At 34.6% G+C, this 23,271-nt stretch carries 22 protein-coding genes; 9 read left to right on the top strand and 13 right to left on the bottom strand.

Features of this window, described 5'->3' with window-relative positions; translation table 11 throughout:
• The first annotated feature begins 167 nt into the window (after positions 1–167).
• The 3 genes from EKQ63_RS05235 to EKQ63_RS05225 are packed head-to-tail and all read left to right on the top strand — an operon-like array spanning position 168 to position 2,760.
• Complete coding sequence (locus EKQ63_RS05235) at positions 168–1,997, top strand: monovalent cation:proton antiporter family protein (RefSeq protein ID WP_143880797.1); 1,830 nt, start codon at positions 168–170, stop codon at positions 1,995–1,997.
• 53 nt (positions 1,998–2,050) lie between these two features.
• Positions 2,051–2,308 (top strand): DUF4022 family protein, encoded by a 258-nt coding sequence (locus EKQ63_RS05230; RefSeq protein ID WP_003296716.1) that lies wholly within the window; start codon positions 2,051–2,053, stop codon positions 2,306–2,308.
• Between the two features lie 14 nt (positions 2,309–2,322).
• On the top strand, positions 2,323–2,760 hold the full coding sequence (locus EKQ63_RS05225; protein WP_000633755.1) for a GNAT family N-acetyltransferase: 438 nt from the start codon (positions 2,323–2,325) through the stop codon (positions 2,758–2,760).
• A gap of 39 nt (positions 2,761–2,799) precedes the next feature.
• Here the strand turns inward: EKQ63_RS05225 and EKQ63_RS05220 are convergent, their stop codons facing one another.
• From EKQ63_RS05220 to EKQ63_RS05210, 3 genes are all read right to left on the bottom strand, one after another.
• The gene (locus tag EKQ63_RS05220; protein WP_143880796.1) at positions 2,800–3,228 is read right to left on the bottom strand and encodes a hypothetical protein; all 429 of its coding nucleotides are present in this window, start codon (positions 3,226–3,228) and stop codon (positions 2,800–2,802) included.
• Positions 3,229–3,232: 4 nt separating this feature from the next.
• The gene (locus EKQ63_RS05215) at positions 3,233–3,433 is read right to left on the bottom strand and encodes a helix-turn-helix transcriptional regulator (RefSeq protein WP_000301179.1); all 201 of its coding nucleotides are present in this window, start codon (positions 3,431–3,433) and stop codon (positions 3,233–3,235) included.
• Positions 3,434–3,569: 136 nt separating this feature from the next.
• Positions 3,570–4,862, bottom strand: a complete 1,293-nt coding sequence (locus tag EKQ63_RS05210; protein ID WP_000487206.1) for an NCS2 family permease — start codon at positions 4,860–4,862, stop codon at positions 3,570–3,572.
• Positions 4,863–5,143: 281 nt separating this feature from the next.
• Here EKQ63_RS05210 and EKQ63_RS05205 point away from each other — a divergent pair, with 281 nt between their 5' ends.
• The gene (locus EKQ63_RS05205; RefSeq protein WP_001164885.1) at positions 5,144–6,535 is read left to right on the top strand and encodes an amino acid permease; all 1,392 of its coding nucleotides are present in this window, start codon (positions 5,144–5,146) and stop codon (positions 6,533–6,535) included.
• A 180-nt stretch (positions 6,536–6,715) separates the two neighbouring features.
• Positions 6,716–8,263: a DNA-binding protein gene (locus tag EKQ63_RS05200; RefSeq protein ID WP_000791499.1), complete on the top strand. Its 1,548-nt coding sequence runs from the start codon at positions 6,716–6,718 to the stop codon at positions 8,261–8,263.
• 36 nt (positions 8,264–8,299) lie between these two features.
• Here the strand turns inward: EKQ63_RS05200 and EKQ63_RS05195 are convergent, their stop codons facing one another.
• Positions 8,300–10,021: a DUF2339 domain-containing protein gene (locus tag EKQ63_RS05195; protein WP_087997406.1), complete on the bottom strand. Its 1,722-nt coding sequence runs from the start codon at positions 10,019–10,021 to the stop codon at positions 8,300–8,302.
• Between the two features lie 134 nt (positions 10,022–10,155).
• A complete protein-coding gene (gene brnQ1, locus EKQ63_RS05190; RefSeq protein ID WP_143880795.1) occupies positions 10,156–11,457 on the bottom strand; it encodes a branched-chain amino acid transport system II carrier protein BrnQ1 in 1,302 nt (433 codons plus the stop codon).
• Between the two features lie 252 nt (positions 11,458–11,709).
• On the opposite strand from brnQ1, the gene EKQ63_RS05185 reads away from it, so the two are divergent.
• On the top strand, positions 11,710–13,095 hold the full coding sequence (locus EKQ63_RS05185; protein ID WP_087953816.1) for a peptide MFS transporter: 1,386 nt from the start codon (positions 11,710–11,712) through the stop codon (positions 13,093–13,095).
• Positions 13,096–13,124: 29 nt separating this feature from the next.
• Here the strand turns inward: EKQ63_RS05185 and EKQ63_RS05180 are convergent, their stop codons facing one another.
• The 4 genes from EKQ63_RS05180 to EKQ63_RS05165 all read right to left on the bottom strand — a co-directional run bounded on the left by EKQ63_RS05180 (position 13,125) and on the right by EKQ63_RS05165 (position 15,945).
• Complete coding sequence (locus EKQ63_RS05180) at positions 13,125–13,757, bottom strand: class A sortase (RefSeq protein ID WP_001041721.1); 633 nt, start codon at positions 13,755–13,757, stop codon at positions 13,125–13,127.
• A 116-nt stretch (positions 13,758–13,873) separates the two neighbouring features.
• Positions 13,874–14,347, bottom strand: a complete 474-nt coding sequence (locus EKQ63_RS05175) for a hypothetical protein (RefSeq protein WP_001081111.1) — start codon at positions 14,345–14,347, stop codon at positions 13,874–13,876.
• A complete protein-coding gene (locus tag EKQ63_RS05170) occupies positions 14,340–14,558 on the bottom strand; it encodes a helix-turn-helix transcriptional regulator (protein ID WP_140168788.1) in 219 nt (72 codons plus the stop codon). Before EKQ63_RS05170 ends, EKQ63_RS05175 begins: the two co-directional genes overlap by 8 nt.
• A 112-nt stretch (positions 14,559–14,670) precedes the next feature.
• Positions 14,671–15,945 (bottom strand): 3D domain-containing protein, encoded by a 1,275-nt coding sequence (locus EKQ63_RS05165; RefSeq protein ID WP_087953818.1) that lies wholly within the window; start codon positions 15,943–15,945, stop codon positions 14,671–14,673.
• 220 nt (positions 15,946–16,165) lie between these two features.
• On the opposite strand from EKQ63_RS05165, the gene EKQ63_RS05160 reads away from it, so the two are divergent.
• Positions 16,166–17,110, top strand: a complete 945-nt coding sequence (locus tag EKQ63_RS05160) for a methyl-accepting chemotaxis protein (RefSeq protein ID WP_087953819.1) — start codon at positions 16,166–16,168, stop codon at positions 17,108–17,110.
• 132 nt (positions 17,111–17,242) lie between these two features.
• Positions 17,243–18,055, top strand: coding sequence for an undecaprenyl-diphosphate phosphatase (locus EKQ63_RS05155; protein WP_000434782.1), 813 nt, complete (start codon positions 17,243–17,245; stop codon positions 18,053–18,055).
• 57 nt (positions 18,056–18,112) lie between these two features.
• Here the strand turns inward: EKQ63_RS05155 and EKQ63_RS05150 are convergent, their stop codons facing one another.
• Positions 18,113–18,316 carry a hypothetical protein gene (locus EKQ63_RS05150; protein ID WP_001268332.1) on the bottom strand — a complete coding sequence of 68 codons (204 nt, stop codon included), beginning with the start codon at positions 18,314–18,316 and terminating at the stop codon, positions 18,113–18,115.
• Positions 18,317–18,487: 171 nt separating this feature from the next.
• Here EKQ63_RS05150 and EKQ63_RS05145 point away from each other — a divergent pair, with 171 nt between their 5' ends.
• Complete coding sequence (locus EKQ63_RS05145; protein ID WP_143880794.1) at positions 18,488–19,639, top strand: VanZ family protein; 1,152 nt, start codon at positions 18,488–18,490, stop codon at positions 19,637–19,639.
• A gap of 7 nt (positions 19,640–19,646) precedes the next feature.
• Here the strand turns inward: EKQ63_RS05145 and EKQ63_RS05140 are convergent, their stop codons facing one another.
• From EKQ63_RS05140 to sph, 3 genes are all read right to left on the bottom strand, one after another.
• The gene (locus EKQ63_RS05140; protein ID WP_143880793.1) at positions 19,647–20,960 is read right to left on the bottom strand and encodes a D-arabinono-1,4-lactone oxidase; all 1,314 of its coding nucleotides are present in this window, start codon (positions 20,958–20,960) and stop codon (positions 19,647–19,649) included.
• Complete coding sequence (locus tag EKQ63_RS05135; RefSeq protein ID WP_087997414.1) at positions 20,948–22,120, bottom strand: amino acid deaminase/aldolase; 1,173 nt, start codon at positions 22,118–22,120, stop codon at positions 20,948–20,950. Before EKQ63_RS05135 ends, EKQ63_RS05140 begins: the two co-directional genes overlap by 13 nt.
• A gap of 110 nt (positions 22,121–22,230) precedes the next feature.
• Positions 22,231–23,247 carry a sphingomyelinase C gene (gene sph, locus EKQ63_RS05130; protein ID WP_263053827.1) on the bottom strand — a complete coding sequence of 339 codons (1,017 nt, stop codon included), beginning with the start codon at positions 23,245–23,247 and terminating at the stop codon, positions 22,231–22,233.
• Between the last annotated feature and the right edge of the window lie 24 nt (positions 23,248–23,271).

Genomic DNA, 23,271 nt, shown 5'->3' with positions numbered 1-23,271 from the left:
CCCATTACATCCACATTACGGAATTAACAACAGAATCATGAAAAATATACTTATTATGACAAATGTTAAGAAAACTCTTTCTTTATGAAATCGAATCCATATGCGTTGCTTTTCTACCTATTATATGGCTAAATAGGTACTATATTTATTTGAAGGGAGAGAACGCAATGGAACATCACACTTCTGTTCTATCACTTATGGTTGTCGTTGCAATCGCGTTTTTCGTTCCCCTTTTGTTACAACGCTTTAAATTAAAAGCACTTCCTGTCGTTGTTGCAGAAATCATCGCAGGAATCTTTGTAGGTAAAAGTGGGTTTAATATTATTGAGCCAGATATGTGGCTACAAGTCTTATCGACACTAGGATTTATCTTTCTTATGTTTTTAAGCGGTTTAGAAATTGATTTTTCTATCTTTAAACAAAAAGGGAAAAAGAACACGACAAACGAACCAAACACATTCCAAGCAGCAAGTATTATCTTCTTATTTATTTTCATCTTATCTTATGCCCTATCACTACTATTCGTATGGCTAGGATTTGTAGATAATGCAATGTTTATGACTTTAATCATTTCAACAATCTCTTTAGGTGTTGTCGTACCAACATTAAAAGAGAATAACTTAGGAAAAACAGCAATTGGGCAAATCATTTTATTAGTCGCTGTTATTGCAGATTTAGTTACAATGATTTTACTCGCTGTATTCGTTGGATTAAATTCCGAAAGCGGCCAAAGCATGTGGCTCCTTCTTCTTCTATTCGGCGCTGGTATTGTTATTTACTTCGTTGCAAAACGTTTTAAAAACATTCCATACTTGGATAGCTTAAAAGCTGGAAGTGTACAAATTGATACACGAGCTGTTTTTGCACTCATCTTAATATTAGTTGGGTTATCTGAATCCGTTGGAGCTGAAAATATTTTAGGTGCCTTCTTAGCAGGTGTACTCGTATCATTATTATCACCAAATGAAGATATGGTCGAAAAACTGGATTCTATCGGATACGGTTTCTTCATCCCTATTTTCTTCGTAATGGTTGGTGTAAATTTAGAGGTTTGGTCTATTTTTAAAGAGCCTTCTAGCATGCTAATGATTCCAATTCTAATTGTAGGACTCTTTATTTCAAAGCTGTTACCATCACTCGTTTTACGAAAATGGTATCCACGTAATATCGTACTGGGGAGTGCCATCTTATTAACATCGACACTTTCTTTAGTTATTGCAGCTGCACAAATTGGTGAAAAGCTAGGGATCATCAGTCCAAGTTTATCTGCTTCTCTTATTTTAAGCGCAGTTATTACTTGTATTTTTGCACCTATATTATTTAAAAAGATGTTCCCAAAAGTAGAAACGCCAAAACCAAAAGTTTCTATTATTGGTGCGAGCAGAATTACCCTTCCATTATCACTTGATTTAAAACGAGAAGATTATAACGTAACACTATATATGATGCGTCAAAACAAAATAAATGATGAGGAAGCGAAATCACATGACTTCCCTATCGTGAAATTAGATGACATCACAATCGCATCGTTAACTGAACAAACAGCCTTTCATGCAGACCGAGTTGTTGTTGCAACAAGCGATGATGAACAAAACTTACTATTAGCAGAACACGCAAAAGAACTAGGTGTTGAACATGTTATTGCAAGTGTAGAAGATCCACTTCTACAAGAAAAAGCAACACAAGAACATATCGCCGTATTCTCAACAATTAACTCTACACGTATTCTATTACGTGCGCTAATTGATAAACCGAGTCTCGTTCGCTTAATTACAACAGCAAACGAAACAGTCCGTGAAGTTGAACTACGGAGCAATAAATATAACGGCGTTGCACTTCGTCGCCTTCCATTTTTAGGTGATGTACTAGTCATTCAAATTTATCGTGGGAATAAAGCATTAATCCCACATGGTGATACAAGACTACAACACGGTGATACATTACTTGTAACAGGCTCAAAAGAACATATCGATACATTAAAAAGCATATTAGAATAGAAAAATGCCTCTCACATAATTGAGGGGCATTTTTTTCCATTTCATATGGTAAAATGTTACTATCACATATTATGAGGATGGATTACATTATGTCTATTATAACTTTAGCTCTCTTATTATTAGCCGAAATACTCGTGGCCATTATTCTCATCGGTGTTAGCATTGAAATTTGTAGTTACGGATGGAAAAAGTCGAATGGAATAAAGTACTCTTGCCTCTTACTTTCACTCCTTCTCGGAACCGCTAGCATACTCGGACTTTTCGCCGCACCTGCCTATTTTTTTATACAATTAACAGAAAAAGCGTTATAAGAAAGGGTGTTAATATGATTACCGTGAAAAATATTGATGGATCTGAAACTTACGTATTACGCCAAAAAATTTTGCGCCCGAGTCAAACATTAGCAGATTGTAAATACCCCTCCGACTATGAAACAGACAGCTTTCACTTAGGGGCATTTATAAATGATAAACTGATTAGTATCGCTTCCTTCTCAAAAGAAATATATCCTGACCTACCTACAGGTATTCATTATCGTCTACGAGGAATGGCCACATTACCAGAATTTCGAAACAACCACGCTGGAAGCTCCTTAATTCAGAAAGCAGAACAAATCTTACAAGAGCGTCAAGCAAATATGTTATGGTGTAATGGACGAATTACTGTAGCTGACTATTACAAGCGCTTAGGCTTCCAAGAACATGGTGAAATCTTTGAAATTGAACCAATTGGCCTTCATAAAGTACTGTATAAAAGAATATAAGAAAAGCTTTCCGCAATATGGGAAAGCTTTTCTTATATTTCAATCTTCACTTTTTATTTTTTTCATATATATGTATATGAACAGACTAGGAACTAAAAAACAAGCAAACATAATAAGTCCTGTCATACTAATTTCCTTTATTGAAATATCTGGTGTGACAACGATACAAATAGCTAAAATCCCAATAGCAATACCTACAGGAATTAATAATAGTTTCATGAAATAGCTACGTGATACTCCCCCTGTATGCTCATACACTTCCACTGAATTTTTCAAGTTTAAAAAGTTAATAATTATGATCCCGCCCATAAACACTATTAATAAATCCGAAACACTTTCATATCCTGCATCTTGCAAAATGTAGCGATAAAAAACAATACCTAGTATGAAAATATTTTGTAAGATGAAAACTAGCCTAATATGTTTTAGCCCCTCAATCATTAAACGTTCATCTTTCACGATTCTCATCCCCTCACTCCTCGTCCTCCCAAAATAAATCATTCAATGTTTTGTCTACTGCATAACAAATTTTCAAACATAAATCTAAAGACGGGTTATATTTCCCCTTCTCAATTAAACTAATCGTTTGCCTTGTAACGCCTACTTTTTCTGCTAATTGTTGCTGTGTTAAATCTAACTGAACACGCGCGACTTTTATTTTACTTACAGCCATTCATGTTCCTCCTCTACCCTCATTGTAACATATATATTCCATTAGGTAATTTATATTTTACGTAACTAATTTCATTTTCACTTTATTATACACAAAAAAGGAGCCTCTCATAAGAAGCTCCTCTCCTATTTCTATATTATAAGAATAAATGACATCCAAATAAAATTGTAAATAAGTATAGTAACGGATGTACTTCCATCCCTTTTCCTTTCACAATTTTTAAGACTGGATACACTAAAAATCCAATTGCAATTCCATTCGCAATACTAGACGTTAACGGAATACCGACGAAAATTAAAAATGCTGGTAATGCATCTTCAAATTCATTCCAATTAATATCACGAATACTTTGTGCCATTAAACTACCTACAATAATTAATGAAGGAGCTGTAATAGCGGCTACGCTTGATAAAGAAGCAATAACAGGGCTGAAAAATGCTGTTATAATCGTTAGGCCAACTACTACAATACCTGTTAATCCTGTTTTACCACCTGCAGCAATACCAGCTGACGATTCAATCGTCGCTGCTGTTGGACTTGTCCCAAAGATAGAGCCTGTAGTCCCACCAATTGCATCCGCAATAAACGCTTTACCAAAACGCTTCTCTGTATTATCTGTAATTAAACCTGCTTGTTTAATTAAACCGAGTAATGCACCTGTTGTATCAAATAACAGTACAAGTAAAAATGAAAATACAACGCCATATAATCCGTATTCAATTACATCTGAAAAAGCGTTGATTGGATTTGAAACGATAATCCCCTCTGGTAAATGAGGCATCGCAACAATTTTATCCGTAAACTTCAGCTGCCCTGTAAAGAAGGCGATAATTCCTGTCACAATCATACTAATAAATAATGCACCGCTCACACGCAATGCCATTAATACCGCCGCTAATATTAAACCAATTAAAGTTAAAATAACGGCTGGAGAATGAAAATCACCAATCGTAACTAAATTAGATGGATGATCAACGATAATTCCAGAAAGGCGTAATCCAATAAAAGCAATAAATAGTCCAATTCCACCTGCAATTGCATGTTTTAAACTATCTGGAATTGCGACAATTAGCTTTTGCCTAAATGAAGTGAAAGATAATAATAGAAAAATGATACCCGTTACAAATACTGCTGAAAACGCAATGACATATGTAATCCCCTCTGCCTGTTGAACAACAGAATAAGCAAAATACGCATTCATTCCCATAGCTGGAGCAATAACAATTGGATAGTTAGCTAAAAACGCCATACATAGCGTCCCTACAACCGTCGCAATAATAGTTGCTGTAAAAGCTTGATCAAATGGTACACCTGCATCAGATAATATTTTCGGATTGATGACAAGAATATACGCAAATGTAAAAAAAGTTGTGATGCCAGCTAAAAGCTCTTGCTTCACAGAAGTGTTATATTTTTGTAATTGAAACATGTTTATGTACCCTTCCTACATCTGAATTATTATCACACATTCTTTTTCTTACTAGTATGTGAGAAAATATAATACTTAATCTTAACAATCAATAAAAAGAAGAGTCAATATATTCACTAATAGTTCGAATTTTAAGTTTAAGTCTGACAAGTACAGATGTAGTACAGTTAATCATGTTTATTTTTGTAGCACAACAGATAGAAATGTTTTATAATTTGAAATAGTTAAATATTTAGTAAACGCATTCAAATATCGTTCACTCTACAAGGAGGATTCTTCTCATGCAGCACACAAACAAATCTGAAACTTTAAATCGAGGTTTAAAAGAACGACATATTACTTTAATGTCACTCGGTTCAGCTATTGGCGTTGGACTATTTTTAGGATCCGCTTCTGCTATTAAACTAGCTGGTCCTTCCATTTTACTAGGTTATATGATCGCTGGACTCGTTATTTTTTTCATTATGCGAGCACTCGGAGAAATGGCAATTGAACAACCTGTTGCCGGTTCTTTTAGTAAATATGCTTATGATTACCTTGGACCACTAGCTGGCTATATTACCGGTTGGAACTACTGGTTCTTATGGGTTGTTACTTGTATGGCTGAAATTACAGCAGCTGGCATTTACATGCAGTACTGGTTCCCGGATATCCCTCGCTGGACTTGGGCTTTACTCGCTCTATTATTAATGAGTGCTTTCAACTTCTTATCTGTAAAAGTATTTGGAGAACTTGAATTTTGGTTTGCTCTCATAAAGATTGTCACAATTATCTGTATGATAATTGTTGGAGCTGGTATTATTTTATTCGGATTCGGAAACGGCGGTATCGCTACCGGCATTTCAAACCTTTGGTCACATGGTGGCTGGTTCCCGAATGGTTTCTCTGGTTTATTACTCTCTTTACAAATGGTGTTATTCGCTTATTTAGGTGTTGAACTAATCGGTGTTACAGCGGGTGAAGCTCAAAATCCGAAAAAAACACTCGCAAAAGCAATCGATAACGTATTTTGGAGAATATTACTGTTCTACGTTGGGGCTCTATTCGTTATGATGGCAATTTATCCATGGAACGAACTTGGTGAGAAAGGAAGTCCATTCGTATTAACATTCCAACAAATCGGTATCGCAAAAGCAGCAGGGATTATTAACTTTGTCGTATTAACAGCAGCTCTTTCTTCTTGTAATGGTGGTTTATTTAGTACAGGCCGTATGCTGTATACATTAGCTCAGCAGAAAAAAGCTCCGGAAAGATTCGGTCGTTTAAATAAAAATGGCATTCCAAGTCAAGGAATTGTAGCAACTGCTATCGTTTTACTCATTGGTGTTATATTAAACTATCTTGTACCCGCAAAAGTGTTTACATGGCTTACTAGCATTTCAACTTTCGGAGCAATTTGGACTTGGGGCATTATATTAGTCGCTCAAATTAAATTCCGTAAAAGTTTGCCTATGCAAAACAAACAAAAGTTGTCGTATAAAATGCCTTTATACCCAATAAGTTCATATTTCTCACTCGCTTTTCTTGCACTCGTATTAGGTATAATGGCGTATTCAGAAGATACAAGAATTGCATTAATTGTTGGCCCAATTTGGCTTATTGGTCTAGCTATCGTATATTACATGAAAGGTTTTCATAAAATTGATGAAACGCCTAATTCAAAAATTAGTTAAACAAAACATCCCTTCCTTATTACTTGGAAGGGATGTTTTATGTCTATATAAATATTTCTCAACAAAATTCACGTTATTTTTACAAATTTTTAATATTTTTTATGTTTTCCGTCTTTATTTTTACAGAAAAATAAATTACATTATTAAAGCACATATATTTTTTATTAGGGGGATTCTTCTATGAAGAATAAAAAATGGATTACATTTTCTTTAGCAACAGCAATTACACTAAGTATAGGGGCTTCGTTCATACCGTCTACTTATGCAGAAAGCTCTGTAGACCCAGCTCCTGAAATTGCTGCAAAAGTTGTAAATCAAAACAATGGGAAGAAAGTATTATTCGATAATACACACGGTCAAACGGCTGGGACAGCTGACTGGGTTATCGATGGTGGCTTTTCTGATTTCGGAAACGGCATTGCCCAAAACGGATATCATGTAAAAGAACTACGTAAATCAACACCGATTACATACGAAGATTTAAAAAACTACAATGTGTTTATCGTTCCAGAAGCAAATATTCCTTACAAAAAATCAGAACAAGATGCTATGTTACAATACGTGAAAAATGGCGGTAGTATTTTCTTCATTGCCGATCATTATAATGCAGATCGTAATAAAAATCGTTGGGACTCTTCTGAAGTATTTAACGGATATAGACGCGGTGCTTGGGATAATCCAGCAAAAGGAATGTCTAACGAAGAAGCAAATTCACAAGCTATGCAAGGAGTAGAAAGCTCTGATTGGCTATCTGACAACTTCGGTATTCGCTTCCGCTATAATGCAATCGGTGATGTTTCCGCTAAAAACATTGTATCACCTGAACAATCATTCGGAATTACAGAAGGGGTTTCATCTGTAGCAATGCATGCTGGTTCTACTTTAGCAATTACAAATCCAAAACTAGCAAAAGGACTTGTTTATCTTCCAGAAAACCCATCAAAATGGAATAACGCTGTTGATAGCGGTGTGTATAACGGCGGTGGTGTTGCAGAGGGTCCTTATGCTGCTATCGCAAAAGTAGGACTTGGAAAAGCTGCTTTTATTGGAGACTCTTCTCCTGTTGAAGATGCTACGCCAAAATACGTTCGTGAAGATTCTGGTCAAACAAAGAAAACTTACGATGGATATAAAGAAGAAAACGATGCGATTTTACTAGAAAACATCGTAAATTGGCTATCGAAAAAAGAGACATTTACAAGTTTAGATCAAGTAAATGGTTTACAACTTGATTTACCTACCACTTTACAAACATTTGAACAACCAAGCTTATCAACTGAGCCACAACCTGAACCTTGGAGTGCGCCAAATGCAGGTTATCAATGGTTTAATACAAATACTTTTAAACCTGGTTCATATGGCTATAACGGTGCAGTAACAGCAAATGACTACGTAGTTACACACCCTAGCACTCTACCAAACAATGAAGTGTTCCAAATCAAAATTCAAGTAAATAACTTATTACCAAACACAACATACAATAATTATTCTTTAGGTATATTCACTACTGGCGGTACACAAGTAGCAAAAGTTCAAAATACAAACGGCACTTGGCCATCTACTTTCGGATATAGTAGTGCATTTTCTTTCACAACAAACAGCTTAGGTTCTGCTGAAAAAATTGTGAACGTACAAATCGATCCAAATACGACTGGACAAGCAACACTTCGTCTACGTCAAAATACAACAGCGAAATATAGTGAGACTGTAACGATTAATAAGAAATAATGAAAAAGGCAATCCGGATATGGATTGCCTTCTTTTTTACTTCTCTTCTTTTGAGAAAAATATCCTTGAAATAACGATACCTATACTACCTACTATTAAGAATAACACCGCCCTGATCATCATTGAAACTTCTGGTAAGTCTAGAAGGAATAGCTTTCCTATCGTTACAACTAACACGACTAAGCCTGCATACAATATTTCATTCATATTTTTATTCCGGCCAAGCCAAACTGCAAATAATGCATACACCATCCATAATAACGATACAGATACACTTATTATGCTTCCATCTGTGGACAAAACTTCACCTATTCTAGTAATTGTGATAAATACAATCACCATAAACCAATAGAGTGCTATAGAATACACATACTTGCCAAAGCTCGCTAATACATCTTTCGCTTGTCTCATGCAATAATAGAGCGTTCCTATTAAAATAAGATGAGCAACAAAGCCTGCCGAAATAAATTGATCAAACGGGCTAAAAATAGTCTGTATCATTCCAATTGCGTAAACCGTCGCACTAACATACAATTTTATCTGTTGTTTTACTTTAATAGAAGTCACCATACCGAGGAAGCCTTGTAATAATAGTACAATCGCTGCATTCACTAAACTATACTCATATAAAATCGCTAAACTAAAGGCCCCCATTGCGAAACCAAATAAAAGATTTGTAAATGTAGAATGTCTATTCTTCCTATATTCAAACACGAACATAATAGCGTGCACGAGTGCACTTATCATTAATCCCCATGTTGTAAATTCAGGTATTTTTGAAATGGCTATTATAAAGAAGACTGCATTCGCACTAAATATCGCCAAGCGTGGCTCTACTATAAAACTTCTCTCCGTAAGCATATGCCAAAATAATAGTAAGTGAATTAAACCATACACTACTGTTAAATGGACTTGCAAATCCTCTACTAACATTGACATAACAGCAAAGAAGACAAAAAGAATAATAGCAGCAACAACATAAGAAATCATATATAAATACTGATAACGATTTTTCAACGCATACCATAATAAGCTGAGCGTTAGTATCGTCTCATATCCAAAGAAAATATACGGATTAGGAGTCGTACTATTTAATAAGAACGGCACGAAGAAAGCTCCTACCGCTACAAAGATAGTAAGATATTCCGATTGATACCTCTTCGCTACATAAATACCTAAAATGACCCATGCGATATTACATAGAAACGCGACACTCGCTGGAATAAAGCCATATAAATAATGTGCCGCAAATGTCGTTAAAACTATACCTGTTATACTTCCTCCTGCTAATACTAACCCTAGCGCTTGCCGCTCTCGTTTAATTTGAATATCCCCTATATAATAAAAAACGATTGATAGGACAATACCAAACACAATTCGTATTGCTGGTGTTAATAGTCCCGCATCTACCCCTGCTTTAAATAACCAGATTACTCCAAGTAACATAATACCGACAAATATGCGTGGCAACCACGTTTGGCAAAACTTAATAATATTAAATGGTTCTGGTTTAAAAGCAGCTATATCTACTTGTTTTACCTCACGCTCTTGCACAGGCTCTTTTATTGTAACTACTTCTTCTTTTGTTTTTTCTTCCATTACCGTTTCAATATATTCTTTCTTTTCCTTACTAACATGTTGCTGAGCATTTTCTACTTCTATTTCTCTTTGTTTTGCTTTCAATTCAAAAAGTGCTTCTTGAATCGTTTCAATTGCCGTTTCGAGTGCTTCTATTTTCTTATTCAAATCCTCCTTCATACGCTCCCCCCTCATCATCCGTTCAAAACCTATATATTACCAATTACCTTTATCATACTCTTAGTCTATTCATTTTCAATACTATTTTTCCAAAAAAGAAAGGTGTTTTCCGAAATAGGAAAACACCTTTTTACTCATTTCTTCTTATTTAAAACACTACTCACGATAACACCAATACAAGCACCTATAATAGCTGGAACAATCCATCCAACACCTTCTGTATAAAACGGAATGTATTTCAATACTGATGTCCACTGATTCATCATTACATTTTTATTGAAAATATCGATTGCACTAAATGCCGCTACAATCACAATTGTAACTGGATATATGCATACATACTTCCCAATATACTTATGGAATAACCCTAAAATAATAAGCGTTAATGCAACTGGATAAATAAATCCAAGAATTGGTACCGATACTTTTAAAATTTGTGTTAATCCTAAATTAGCTAAAATCATACTAACAAAACTTAAAATAAATGCCCAAATTTTATACGCTACTTTTGGAAATGCACTTGCGAAAAATTGACTACAAGATGTAACAAGTCCGATTGAAACACATAAACACGCGATCGTAAAAATAAGACCTAATAAAATGACTCCGCCTTGTCCAAATAATGTAGTCATCACTTGTGCTAACACTTGCGCGCCATTATCAAATGTCCCCAATGAACCACTCATTGAACCGACATATCCAAGTATGACATAAATAATAGATAATAATAGTCCTGCACCAATTCCAGCAATACTCATATATTTCGCTAAACCTTTATCATCTTCAATACCTTTTGCACGAAGAGCATTTGCAATCACAATCCCAAAAATTAAAGCTGCTAATGCATCCATCGTTAAATATCCATCTAAAAACCCTTGGAACATAGGCGCTTGTCCATAGTTTCCAGCAGCCTCTTTTACATTGCCTACCGATGTAAACATGCTTTTTATAAAGATAAGAGCAATCATACCTAATAATAAAGGTGTTAAAACCTTTCCGAACAACCCCATTAATTTAGATGGTGATAAACTTAACCAGTACACAATACTAAAGAAAATAACTGTGTAACATAATAAGACTACGCTACCTGCTTCCGGAAATAGCTGACCCGGTCCCATCTCAAAAGCTAGACTTCCTGCACGTGGAATGCCAAGGCCTGGTCCAATAAATAAATACACGATACACGGAAAAATAATGGCGAATGAAGAATGAACTCTACCCGCTAGCGTTTGAAAACTTCCTGCTTTCGCAATCGCAATAACTCCCAATATAGGAAGACCTGTTGCTGATATAATAAACCCTACTAATGAAATCCACACATGTTCTCCTGCTTCATACCCAAGAAAAGGCGGAAATATAAGATTCCCCGCTCCAAAGAACATTGAGAATAACATAAGACTAATAAGTAAAATTTCTTTTTTCTGTAACAATTTCATCTCTTTCTCCTTCTTTAATTTCATCTTTTATGAAATCAATTCCACATATAAAAAAATGCAAAAACCCGCTTCCTTACAAAGAAAACATAGTCCATAGTCTAACATAAAAGAAACACTCATTCTATAGCTATATCTCTTTTCCAATTTCTTCTGAAAAATCAACCTTTATTGACTTATAATAGTTAATAAGGTAAAATATTAAATGTACAAAATTATTAACTTTGTTTTTGTTTGTGTCAGGAGGAAAATAACATGGAATCAGCGATACAACTAGAAAAAGAACAACAAAGAAAAAAGAAACATCCTCCAGGTTTATACTTACTCTTCTTTACAGAAATGTGGGAAAGATTTAGTTACTATGGATTACGAGGATTATTAACATTATATTTAACGACAGCTTTAGTAAGCGGTGGTCTTGGTTTTAGTCCCGCATGGGCACTCTCTATTTACGGATTTTACACTGGAGCCTGTTATTTCACACCAATGATTGGTGGATACTTAACAGACCGGTTCCTAGGTAGACGAAAAGCAATCACAATTGGTGGTATAACAATGGCAATCGGTAACCTTACACTATTTGCCTTGCAAAACCAAGTCGGCCTATACCTCGGATTAGCGCTTATTATTATCGGTAACGGATTCTTCAAACCGAACATCTCTACACTGGTTGGGGAATTATATGAAGAGAACGATCCAAAACGTGATAGTGCATTTACCATTTTCTATATGGGTATTAACGTCGGATCATTTTTAGCTCCACTCGTTTGCGGATTTTTATCAGAAAATTTATTCAAAACAACGGTTGATGGCGTTGTACATTACGGATTCCGTTACGGTTTCTTAGCCGCTTCAATCGGAATGATCATTGGACAAATTTTATTTACAACACTATCCAATCGCTTCCTTGGTGATATTGGTAAAAAACCAACTCGCGATTTACAAACAACAGATGGACAACCATCAGTAGGAGATACACCGTTAACAAAAAAAGAAAAACAACGTACTGCAGTTATCGTCATTTTAACATGCTTCGTTGTCTTCTTCTGGGCTGGCTTTGAACAAGCTGGTAGCTCATTAACATTATATACAAACAAATTTGTAGACCGCTCTGTGTTCGGATGGGAAGTTCCAACATCTTGGTTCCAATCGGTCAATCCATTATTTATTATTTTACTTGCTCCAGTCATTTCAGCATTATGGGCGAAACTTGCAACTCGCAAGCAGGGTGATTTAAAAATCCCAACTAAAATGGGACTTGGTATGATCTTGCTCGGTATCGGTTATATCATTCTCGTTATCGCTACATTAAAAACAGGTAGTGATGAACATAACATTACAGAAAAAGCAAACTTACTATTTATCGTCTTTACGTATCTTTTCCATACGTTAGGTGAGCTATTCTTATCACCTGTTGGACTATCAATGGTTAGTGCACTTGCCCCAGTAAAACTTGCTTCTTTATTAATGGGAGTATGGTTAGCAAGCTCAGGAATCGCCAACATTTTAGGTGGACAACTTGCAAGCTTCACAACTTCACTTGGGTATGCTGAAGTATTTACTGTAATTGGCGCTGTAGCAATTGTATTAGGTTGTGTTTTATTATTAATTTCTAAGAAGCTAGTGAAATGGATGGATTAAAAAAGATGAGGGATTTCCCCTCATCTTTTTTATTTCTTCGCCTTCGTTCCTACTAAATCACCAGCAACAACGTAACGCTTAGAATTATCCTTCACAGATACACATGTAATAAGCGTGATTTCATCTTTCCCATGATCTTCAACAACTTCCCACTTATCAGGAGTTACTTCAGATACACCAGTAACCGCATATTCATATTCGTTTTCATTGTCATACAAATAAATTTTATCGCCTTTTTTTAGAGAAGCTATATCACTAAATAAAACACCTTTTTTAGACATGTTATGTCCTGCTAATGCATAATTCCCTTTTCCCATTACTTGATTTTCTTTTACTGTTGCTGCACCTGATAATAGGTTTTTCTCAGTAGAAGACTTTAAAACAGGAAGTTCTAATGAAACACTTGGAATCGAAATACGACCAATTACTTGTTTCTTATCTAAAGATGCGTTCGCTACTTCTGCCAAATCTGGTTGATTAATTTTCGAAGCATCTACAAATTCCGTCTCATGTTTTTCATAATCCATCTTTTGGACAGCCTGCACATTTTCAGTCTGTTTCTTTTCAGCTTGATATCCATCATAAAATGGCTTGCCGATTAATACACCACCTACAACAAATAAGAGGATTGCTACTATACTATAAATTCTTTGCTTATTCATATACAATTCCTTTCCCTTACAAAATCTTACTCTATATAAAATGATAAGATAATATTGCTATATGTACAAGTATAAGCTAAAAAGAAACCTTCTTGCACGTGCAAGAAGGTTTCTTTTTAAGCGATTTTATTTCGATATAAAGATACGTGGAAAATTGTCATTTGAATAAAGAAAATACTAAATGCAATATATATTGGATATGCAGGAACATATAGATTAGCAATTGGAGAAAGCGTTAAAAAACCAACCGCACAAGGCAACACGTACCATAGTGACATAAATGTAGTACGACAAGCCTTTTCTGTAATTGCCTTTTCCCGCTCGTCTTCTTGAGGAAATAATAGTGGAAACATCCAATATGATAGCTCTTTATATTTTTTCTTCTGAATTTTATAAAGAACAGTCGATACAATACCAAATATTAAAAGCAATCCTATTGGCATTAAACTCACCGAAACTTCAAATGGTACCCTCTTCGTTTGAATAAAATTCGCAACTTCGATAGTAAAATAATACAACTCAATAAATGCCCAACCTGCTAATACCATTAAGAGTACATTCAACATATAGGAAAATACAAGTCTATTCATCCTCTTCCCCCTCCTTATTTAAAACAAACACATCTTCCATCTTGAGCTCGAACACATCGCAAATCGTAAGTGCTAATAACAAAGAAGGAACATAATCCCCTTTTTCAATTGCCGCGATTGTTTGTCTCGTCACTCCAACTTTTTCTGCTAATACACTTTGCGAAAAATTAAACCGAGCTCTTAATTCCTTCACTCTATTTAAAATGGCCAAATTTACCACCTCTCAATTTCATTGTATGCTATCCTTAACAAAATGTAAACTCAACTTAACATTATTTTCATAAAAAAATCCAACTTTACGTATTGTAAAGTTGGATTACGTATTAGTTTAAAATTGTAACTTTAACTGTTCTTCTGCCCCAGCTACTTGATGAACCTTTATCTGGCATTAAAACATCAATTCTGTGACCTTTAATATCTCCGCCAGTGTCTGCTGCAATAGCAACTCCATACCCGTCAACCTTTACAGTAGAGCCTAATGGAATAACAGCTGGATCAACCGCAATTAATTTCATTCCTGGGTTTGCAGTTAAGTTATAGTGTCCCCATGCAGAAAATACTTGTTGACCTGGCGCATAACCATTTTCAGCTGGATCCGCTGTATAAGCTGTAGCTTCTACATAGATCTCTCTTCCACCAGCAGTTGGCTTCGAAGGCTGTTCAGGTTCTACCTTCGAATTATTATTAGCAACTGGTTCGGCTGGTTTACTAGCTGGTTTACTAGCTTGTTCTTGCTTTTTCTTTTCAGCAATTTCTGCTTGTGCTTTCGCTAAAGCTTCTTGCTCAGCCTTTGCAGCTGCTTCTGCTTTTGCACGCTCTTCCGCTGCAATTCTTGCTGCTTCTTGCTCACGAGCAATCGTTTCTTGTACTGCCTTCATGTTTGATTCGATTTTAGCTTTTTCTTCTGCCGCTAAATTAAGTTGGCTTGCAACCTGATTATATTTAGCTTGAACTGTTTGTAAGTTAGCTTGACGCTTTTTCAAGTTATCTTGCAGTTCAGCTTGTGCTTTTGCTAATTTTTGTTTGTCTACTACTAAAGATGCTTCTTTCTCGTCAATTGTTTTCTTATCTTCCTCAATTTGACGAAGGTCTTGTTCTTGTAGACGTAAAATCTCTTTATCAGCTTCTAGAATAGTAGAAACTGCGTTCATACGTTGTAAGAAGTCTGCAAAGTTCTTTGACTCTACTACAACTTCTACTACTAAACTTGTATTTGAACTGTTTTGAACAGAAACCATACGTTTTCTCATAATATCTTTACGAGCAAGAACTTTATCTTCTAAAACGACAATCTCTTTCTTTTTTTGTTCAATCTGCTTATGTGTTTCATCGATTTTACGCTGAATAGCAGCTTGATCCTCTTTATTTTTTGCAATTGTATTATTTAAATTATGTAGTTCGTTTTCGATACCTTGAATTTCTTTACTAACAGCTTGCTTCTCTTGCTCTTTCTTTTGCATTTCTGCATCGTTTTGCTGCAATTGCTGTTGCATGTTGTTAAGTTTCTCGTCGTTTGACTCTGCTTTAACAGCGACTGTACTAGAAAGACCTATAATTCCTGCTAATACTAGACTACTGATTCGCTTAAAATAGTTCATAATCCGACTCCCTTCTTATACAGTTATACATGATTTATTTTACAGTTTGTTTACAATATCATTAAATACAGTTTATTTTTCATGACGAAAAAAAGGGAATTATGCATAAAATGTAATAGATTCTTAAATATTTAACAATTCCTATATTTAAAAATTATAAAAGATGCTAAAATCCAAATATAGAGAAAATATAACTTCTAAAGGCGGTTGAAATAAATATATGTTTACTCAAAAGAAATCACTCCAACATAAAATTGATCAATTAGAAAATCGTATACAAGAACTAGAAGCAGAATTAAAACAAAAGGATATTGAACAGCAAGAGACTATTTCTTCTATCCACGATCGTGTACAAAGCGTTGTTCAAGAGCATCAACTTGTAAATAACCAGCACAATACACTTCAAAATTTAGTTCAACAATTAAGCTCATGTTTCGAAAATGTTTCAACACGTACTACACATTCCAATGAATTGAATAACGAAATGTTACAAAAAGAACAAAGCTTAATTCAATCTATTGAAGAAATTATTGATTGTTCTAACGAAGGAAAAGAATCTGTTCATCGTTTACTTATTGTAATTAATAAATTAGGTGAACAATCCCAGCGCACGTCTAATAGTATGAATCATTTAAGTGAACGTTCAAAAGAAATCGAGCAAATTGTAGAAGTCATCCAAAACATTGCAGCACAAACAAATTTACTTGCTTTAAATGCAAGTATTGAAGCTGCTCGTGCTGGAGAGCACGGTAAAGGATTCGCTGTCGTTGCCAATGAAGTAAGAAAACTAGCAGAAAGTACCGCTGAAAGTACAAAAAACATCGGCAACTTAACGAAAAAAATTCAAGAAGAGATTGAAAAAGCATACGATAATACAAAAGATAATTTGCATTTAGTCGATGAAGGTGTAGAAATGAGTGCCGATACAAACGCTAGAATCGAAAATATTTTAATTATGATTCAAACGTTACAAAACGGTGCTACAAATGTTATTAAAGCTATTGAAAACCAAAAGACTTGTAATGATGATATATTACGAGAATTCGCTAATACACAACAAATGTTCCAAAAGTTAAATACTACTATTATGAATCACATTCATGATGCTGAGAAAGTCGATGTTCAATTAACGAAAAGTCTTGAAGAAACAGTAGTTTCTCATTAATAATAAAAATCCCTTATACTGTTATAAGGGATTTTTATTATATTTCGAATATTTATTTCTTCTCAAGATTAAGCCGTATCTTTGTTATAATGGACAAGTTGTTTCTTTCAACTATTAAACAAGGAGGTTATTATGGAACAATTTTACTACATTTTAAAATATTTAATTCTTGGTCTATTCCAAGGACTAACAGAACCGATTCCGATTTCTTCAAGCGGTCACCTCGTTTTAGCACAGCATTTGCTAGGACTAAAAATAGAAGGGTTTAGCTTTGAACTACTTGTTAATTCAGCTTCATTATTAGCTGTATTACTTATTTATAGAAATGATTTAATTCGTCTAACGAAGAATGGTCTATCTTATATCTTTACAAGAGCAGAAGATGCAAAATCAGATTTCTTCTTTATTATTTACCTTGTCATTGCGACCATTCCAGCAGGTGTTATTGGTGTTTTATTTAAAGATTACATCGATCAGTACTTAAAAGGTGTGAAAATGGTTGGGATTTCCCTTCTTATTACCGCTGTCGGCCTTTGGATTATTAGAAACTTGCGTGGGCGTAAAAATGATGGCGATCTTTCTATGAAAGATGCAATTATCGTCGGATTAGCACAAGCTTGCGCACTAATTCCTGGAATAAGCCGATCAGGTGCAACAATCGTAGCAGCGATGTTACTTGGTATGAAGCAGGAAACGGCTCTTCGTTTCTCATTCTTACTATATATCCCTGTTAGCTTAGGTGGTTTATTACTAAGTATTACAGACATTGCAAAAGATCCAAATCTAGATACATTATTCGTACCATATATCGTTGCATTTATCGCAACATTTATCATGACGTATATTTCATTAAAATGGTTTATGAACATTATGGCAAAAGGAAATTTAAAATATTTCTCTTTCTATTGCATTATCGTAGGTGTACTTACTCTTATTTTCTTATAAAGTGAAACTTACAAATCAAAAGCGAGTCATTCTATTACACTAGGATGACTCGCTTTTTTATGCGTATACTTTCTTTTCTTGACAATACAAACGAATAACATGTTTATTTTGTTGAAATACATCATGCGTTAGGCGGATAATAATAAAATTTCGTTTTGTTTGATCATCATGAACAAAAATCTGTTCTCCCTCTTGAAAACGCCATGCACTTTCAAAAGTTGTAATATGATCCCCACTTACAGAAAAAAGCTCATATCGCATATCTTGTACCCTCTTTCAACTTATAATAATCATAATATCCTTATATTAAATTTAGTATAACTTAATTCCATTGAAATTTGTAATTTTTCTATTTCTAAATATTTTAATTTTGTTTTTAGGCTCTTTTAACGTTATAATGATAAACGAATTTTTATTGAAAGGAGCTTCATTTTGACTGCATATTTATTTCCAGTAAAAACAGCATTTATTTTATTTCCTATTTTAGCAATGTTTCTCTTAATACCTTTTTTAATATTTAACTACCGAAAGTATGGTTATTTAAATAAATGGCGTTCATTTATTTTGTACTCATTATTACTTTACTTATTAAATGCCTATTTTCTTGTGATTTTGCCGTTACCACAAACATATGATACTTGTAGCCTACAACCGGCTAATACGCAGCACATGCAACTATCACCATTTTATTTCATACAAGAAATTAGTAATCATACTTCGGCAATTTTAACGAAACCAGCTACTTATTTCTACCTATTAAAAGAATCTGCGTTTTTACAAGTAGCATTTAACGTTCTATTAACCGTTCCATTCGGTATTTACTTACGTTATTATTTCCGACGTAGTTTCTTACAAACAATTTGTATTTCTTTTTGTCTTTCACTCTTTTTCGAGCTAACACAAGTGACTGGACTATACGGTATATACAATTGTGCGTACCGCTTATTTGATATAGACGATCTGTTTTTAAATACATTAGGCGGCGTAATTGGCTTTATCATTGCACCAATATTTACGTACTTCCTTCCGAAAGCAAGCGAATTAGATAGTCATATTGATTTAGAAACGAAACCCGTCGGATTCGTTCGTCGCTTTATCGCGATGCAAATTGATTGGATTTTCTTATCCGTCGTTGTACCTGTCATTAAAAACAAAGGAAATTCTTTCTTTGTTTCTAATATTCAATCTTACACGAACATATACGAACTCATTTTCATAACGTGTTCGATCTTTATTTACTTTATTATCATTCCATACTTTACGAATGGAAAGACAATTGGTAAAGCATTGCTTCGTATTTACGTGAAAGGAAAATCAGATCGTATTACGTTGAAGGAACTATTCATCCGTTATGGTATATTCTATTTCGTTTTAGGTGGAATCAATTATATTCTTTCTAGTAGCTCTATCTTAAATCTTAAAGAGCCTTTAATATTAGTAGTTATATTATTATTCCAACTCGTAATTAACGGTCTATTTATTATTCATGTCTTATTACATGTATTTAGTCGTGATAAGTTACTATTTTACGAGCGAATTAGTCAAACAAGAAATGCAATCGTACTAAAAAAAGCTGACAAGTAATACTTTGTCAGCTTTTTTTCATAATCGTAAATAACTTTTCTGTGTAAGGATTTGAAAACATTTCTGCTTCATCTAATAATTTCCTCACCTTTAGAAACGAATGCAATTCTGGATATATATTTTGTAATTTTTCGTACGTTAACGTATGCATTTTCCCCCAATGCGGGCGTCCCTCATACTTTAAAAAAATTTTCTCCACCTCACCAAAATAAGCAGCATACTTCATACCTTTATACATATGAACAGCTATATACGCAGAATCTCTTCCATACGCTGGGCTGAGCCATATGTCATCCCTTTTCACATAACGACATTCAATTGGGAAGTGTACTTTATACTTTTTCTTTTCAATAAGGTTTGAAATTTCTTCTACAACGGTCTGCATATACTTTGAAGGAACACTATACTCCATTTCATAAAATGGAACTGCACGCGATGTAGCAAATACTTCATAACTCGGACCAATTATTTTTGTATTCGGTACAGCTCTAGCTGATAATCGACTTACTCCTTTACTTATAGAAGGAAACCATTTACATCCTTTAGATAACAAAGAGAACATCTTATTTTCAAGTAACTCTACCTTTAGTTTATGCCATTTCAAATCACTTTTTTTATCTGTTGTTTCATTTGTAATTTTCACTTGCACTTCATCTGAATAAGGAAAAACAAAAAATTCAAAATGGCGATTCTTCTTATATTCTTCTAGCTTGTTCATTACAGTAGATAATGACTGTTTTTCACTTTTATAAACGAGTGAATAGGCTAGAATAACCTTCAATTTTATTTTTACAATGATACCTAACATTCCAAGAGACAACTGAAAAGCTCTCCAATATTGTACATTCTCCGTTTCCGAACAAACTATACTCTCACCTGTAGATAAAACTGCCGTAATCTCTATCACTTGTGTTGATAAACTTCCAAAGGTAATACCCGTTCCATGCGTCCCCGTACTAATTGCTCCTGCAATAGATTGCGAATCAATATCCCCTAAATTTTCTTGCGCATAACCTTTTTCTTCAAGTAACTTCCCTAGCTCATGTAGCTTTGTTCCTGCCCATACTTCGGCAACCATCTTCTCCGTATCAATATTCACAATTCCCTTCAATTCATCTAAAGAAACCAGAATTTCTTCCGTTTGCACAAGAGGTGTAAACGAGTGTCCTGAACCGACAACACGAATTTTCTTCCCTTTCTTTCGCGCAAGCCCTACAACTTCTACTACATCTTTTATACTTTCTGGATACATCGTATAATGCGGTGTTCCTTCTACATTCCCTGTCCAATTTCTCCATTTTTGTCCCTTTATAGAAAGCATTGGCCATCCCCCCGATATGTTGAATACTCCCCAACAATCTCTCCTTCTTTCACACGATATAAAAATGGAAACCGCTCACATAATTCTCCAGCTTTACTATGACGAAATAAGATAGAATCTCCTATCTCTACTCGTTCCTCACCGTTATAAAAAATCGGTGTTTGCACTTCACCAGCGCCTTCTAAAGCTAATAGTTTTGCACCACCCGGCCTCCAAATCTCAGGTTCTTTATCTTTCCCGATTGCTCCTGAGGCGATATATCCGCCACCTAGACAAGTGTAAATTGTCGAGGCTGGTTTACGCACAACTGGTAAAGCAAATCCGACAGCTGGATGAAATTGTACCTCTTTATAATAATCAAATAGCTTCGGGGCATAAAAAGCCGAACCTATTGTAATCTCTGAAACTGAATGATCTTGTTCAGTTGTTTTTATACTTCCTGTACCTCCCCCATTTACAAACCTTAGTTCAATACCTAGATTTTGTATTTCTTTTACGATATGTCCTCTTCTTTCTGGAACTTCTAACACTGATTTCTTCTTTAAATGTGAAATCACTTTACTTTTCACTCGTTGATTCGGTATGCGATCTCCTACCCCAGCAATTTGGGCTTCATATCCCATTACACCATCTAAGATTAAAAACGATGATTCTTTCAACCTTTTTACTATTTTCAAAGCACCTTGCACATCTTTTATCGGTGATCTTTTGACCCCAAAATGAAACTTAAAAAAATGACTACTCATATCAATATCTAAGCAAACACGAAAACATCCTTTAGACTTCTCAGCAATTTTTTCTAAATAAACGATATGATCTTCACAATCCACCATACAAGTTATAATGAGCCCTTGCTTTGTTAGCAAACTTATTTCATGTAACGCTCTTTCATCATAAGCAGGATATCCGAGCAATAAATCATTGAATCCTTGTTCAATTAAAAATAAAGCTTCCCTAGGTGAAAAACACATGATACCTTGAAATCGATCATTTGCAGCTAAAATCTTTTGCATAACCGGAACAGAACGTAACGATTTACTCGCTATACGAATCTTCTTATTTCCACTTAATTCTATAATCAATTGAATATTTCTATCTAAAGCTACTTCATCCAAAAATGCACACGGTAATGGAACTTCTTTGAAAATTCCTCGATCCACATTTTTTCTCTCCTCTTCTCTATATTTCTTATACATATTGGAAAGAAAGTTGGAATCTCCTCTACAAAATAAAAAAGTTTCTTCCTATTTAAGAAGAAACTTTTTTAGGACTACTTCATAGAAATAGTCGCCTCTACTGGATAATGATCAGAATAATCATCATACGTATATTTTTTTAGCCATGATGTAACAGTCCACTGTGGAGATTTCGGTTGTAATACTTTATTCTCTATAAATGATGGATTCGCATGGTCCTTACTTGCAATAATATAATCTAAATACTCGGCAGGACTTTCAGGGAAATTATATTTTGCAATACTGTTTGTCGTTGCATCCCAAGTTGCTGTATGTCCCGTATAAGATGGAATTGACGCATGCAATGTGTTAAACATGGATGCGTACTCTGAGTCACTATTGTTCTCTGCATTTATTTTATTCACGTTCATATCACCACCAAATAGAACGTACTCGTCATTTGGTATATTCTTATTTTTAATAAAATCTTGAATTTCTTTTAGCTGGTTTGTACGTACAGATGCAGGTGAAGTTTTTCCACACATACTATCTTCAGCCTGCAAGTGTGTCCCAATCACATGAACGAAACGATCATTTTTCTTAATTTTCGTGTATACAAACCCTTTATTTGATAAATTATCTGGCCCGCATCCTTTTGCAAATACATATTGAATCTTTTCAACAATCGGCCATTTACTCACGATTGCAACGCCTCCATCTTCAGGCGTTGAAGATGAATAGCTACCTAACGTTTTATCCCATTCATTTCCGTTACTACGACCTAATACCGCTGTTTGATTTGGATATTCTTTCTTCAAGTTTCCTAATAAGCGATTTGAAGCACTATTATCAAACACTTCATTTAATATAACAACATCTTGATTCTTTATATAATCTGCCGCCCCAATTAAATCAGCACGCTGACTTTGTCCCCAGTTTGGATATAAGTTCGTTGATAGCATGTATACGTTATGCGTCATCACTTTCAAAGTGTTGTTTTGATCTGTAGACGTGTCTGCTTGAGCTGAAGATCCTCCGTATAAAACTCCTAAACCAATCCCAAAGCTAAGTACACCTTTTAGCAATTTACCTTTCACGTTCCATCCCTCCATGTGTATAGTAATAAAAAGGTCAAA

It is taken from the genome of Bacillus sp. BD59S (genome assembly GCF_007363175.1).
In the GTDB taxonomy this organism is placed as follows: domain Bacteria; phylum Bacillota; class Bacilli; order Bacillales; family Bacillaceae_G; genus Bacillus_A; species Bacillus_A pacificus.
This window is presented reverse-complemented; position numbering and strand designations above follow the sequence as displayed.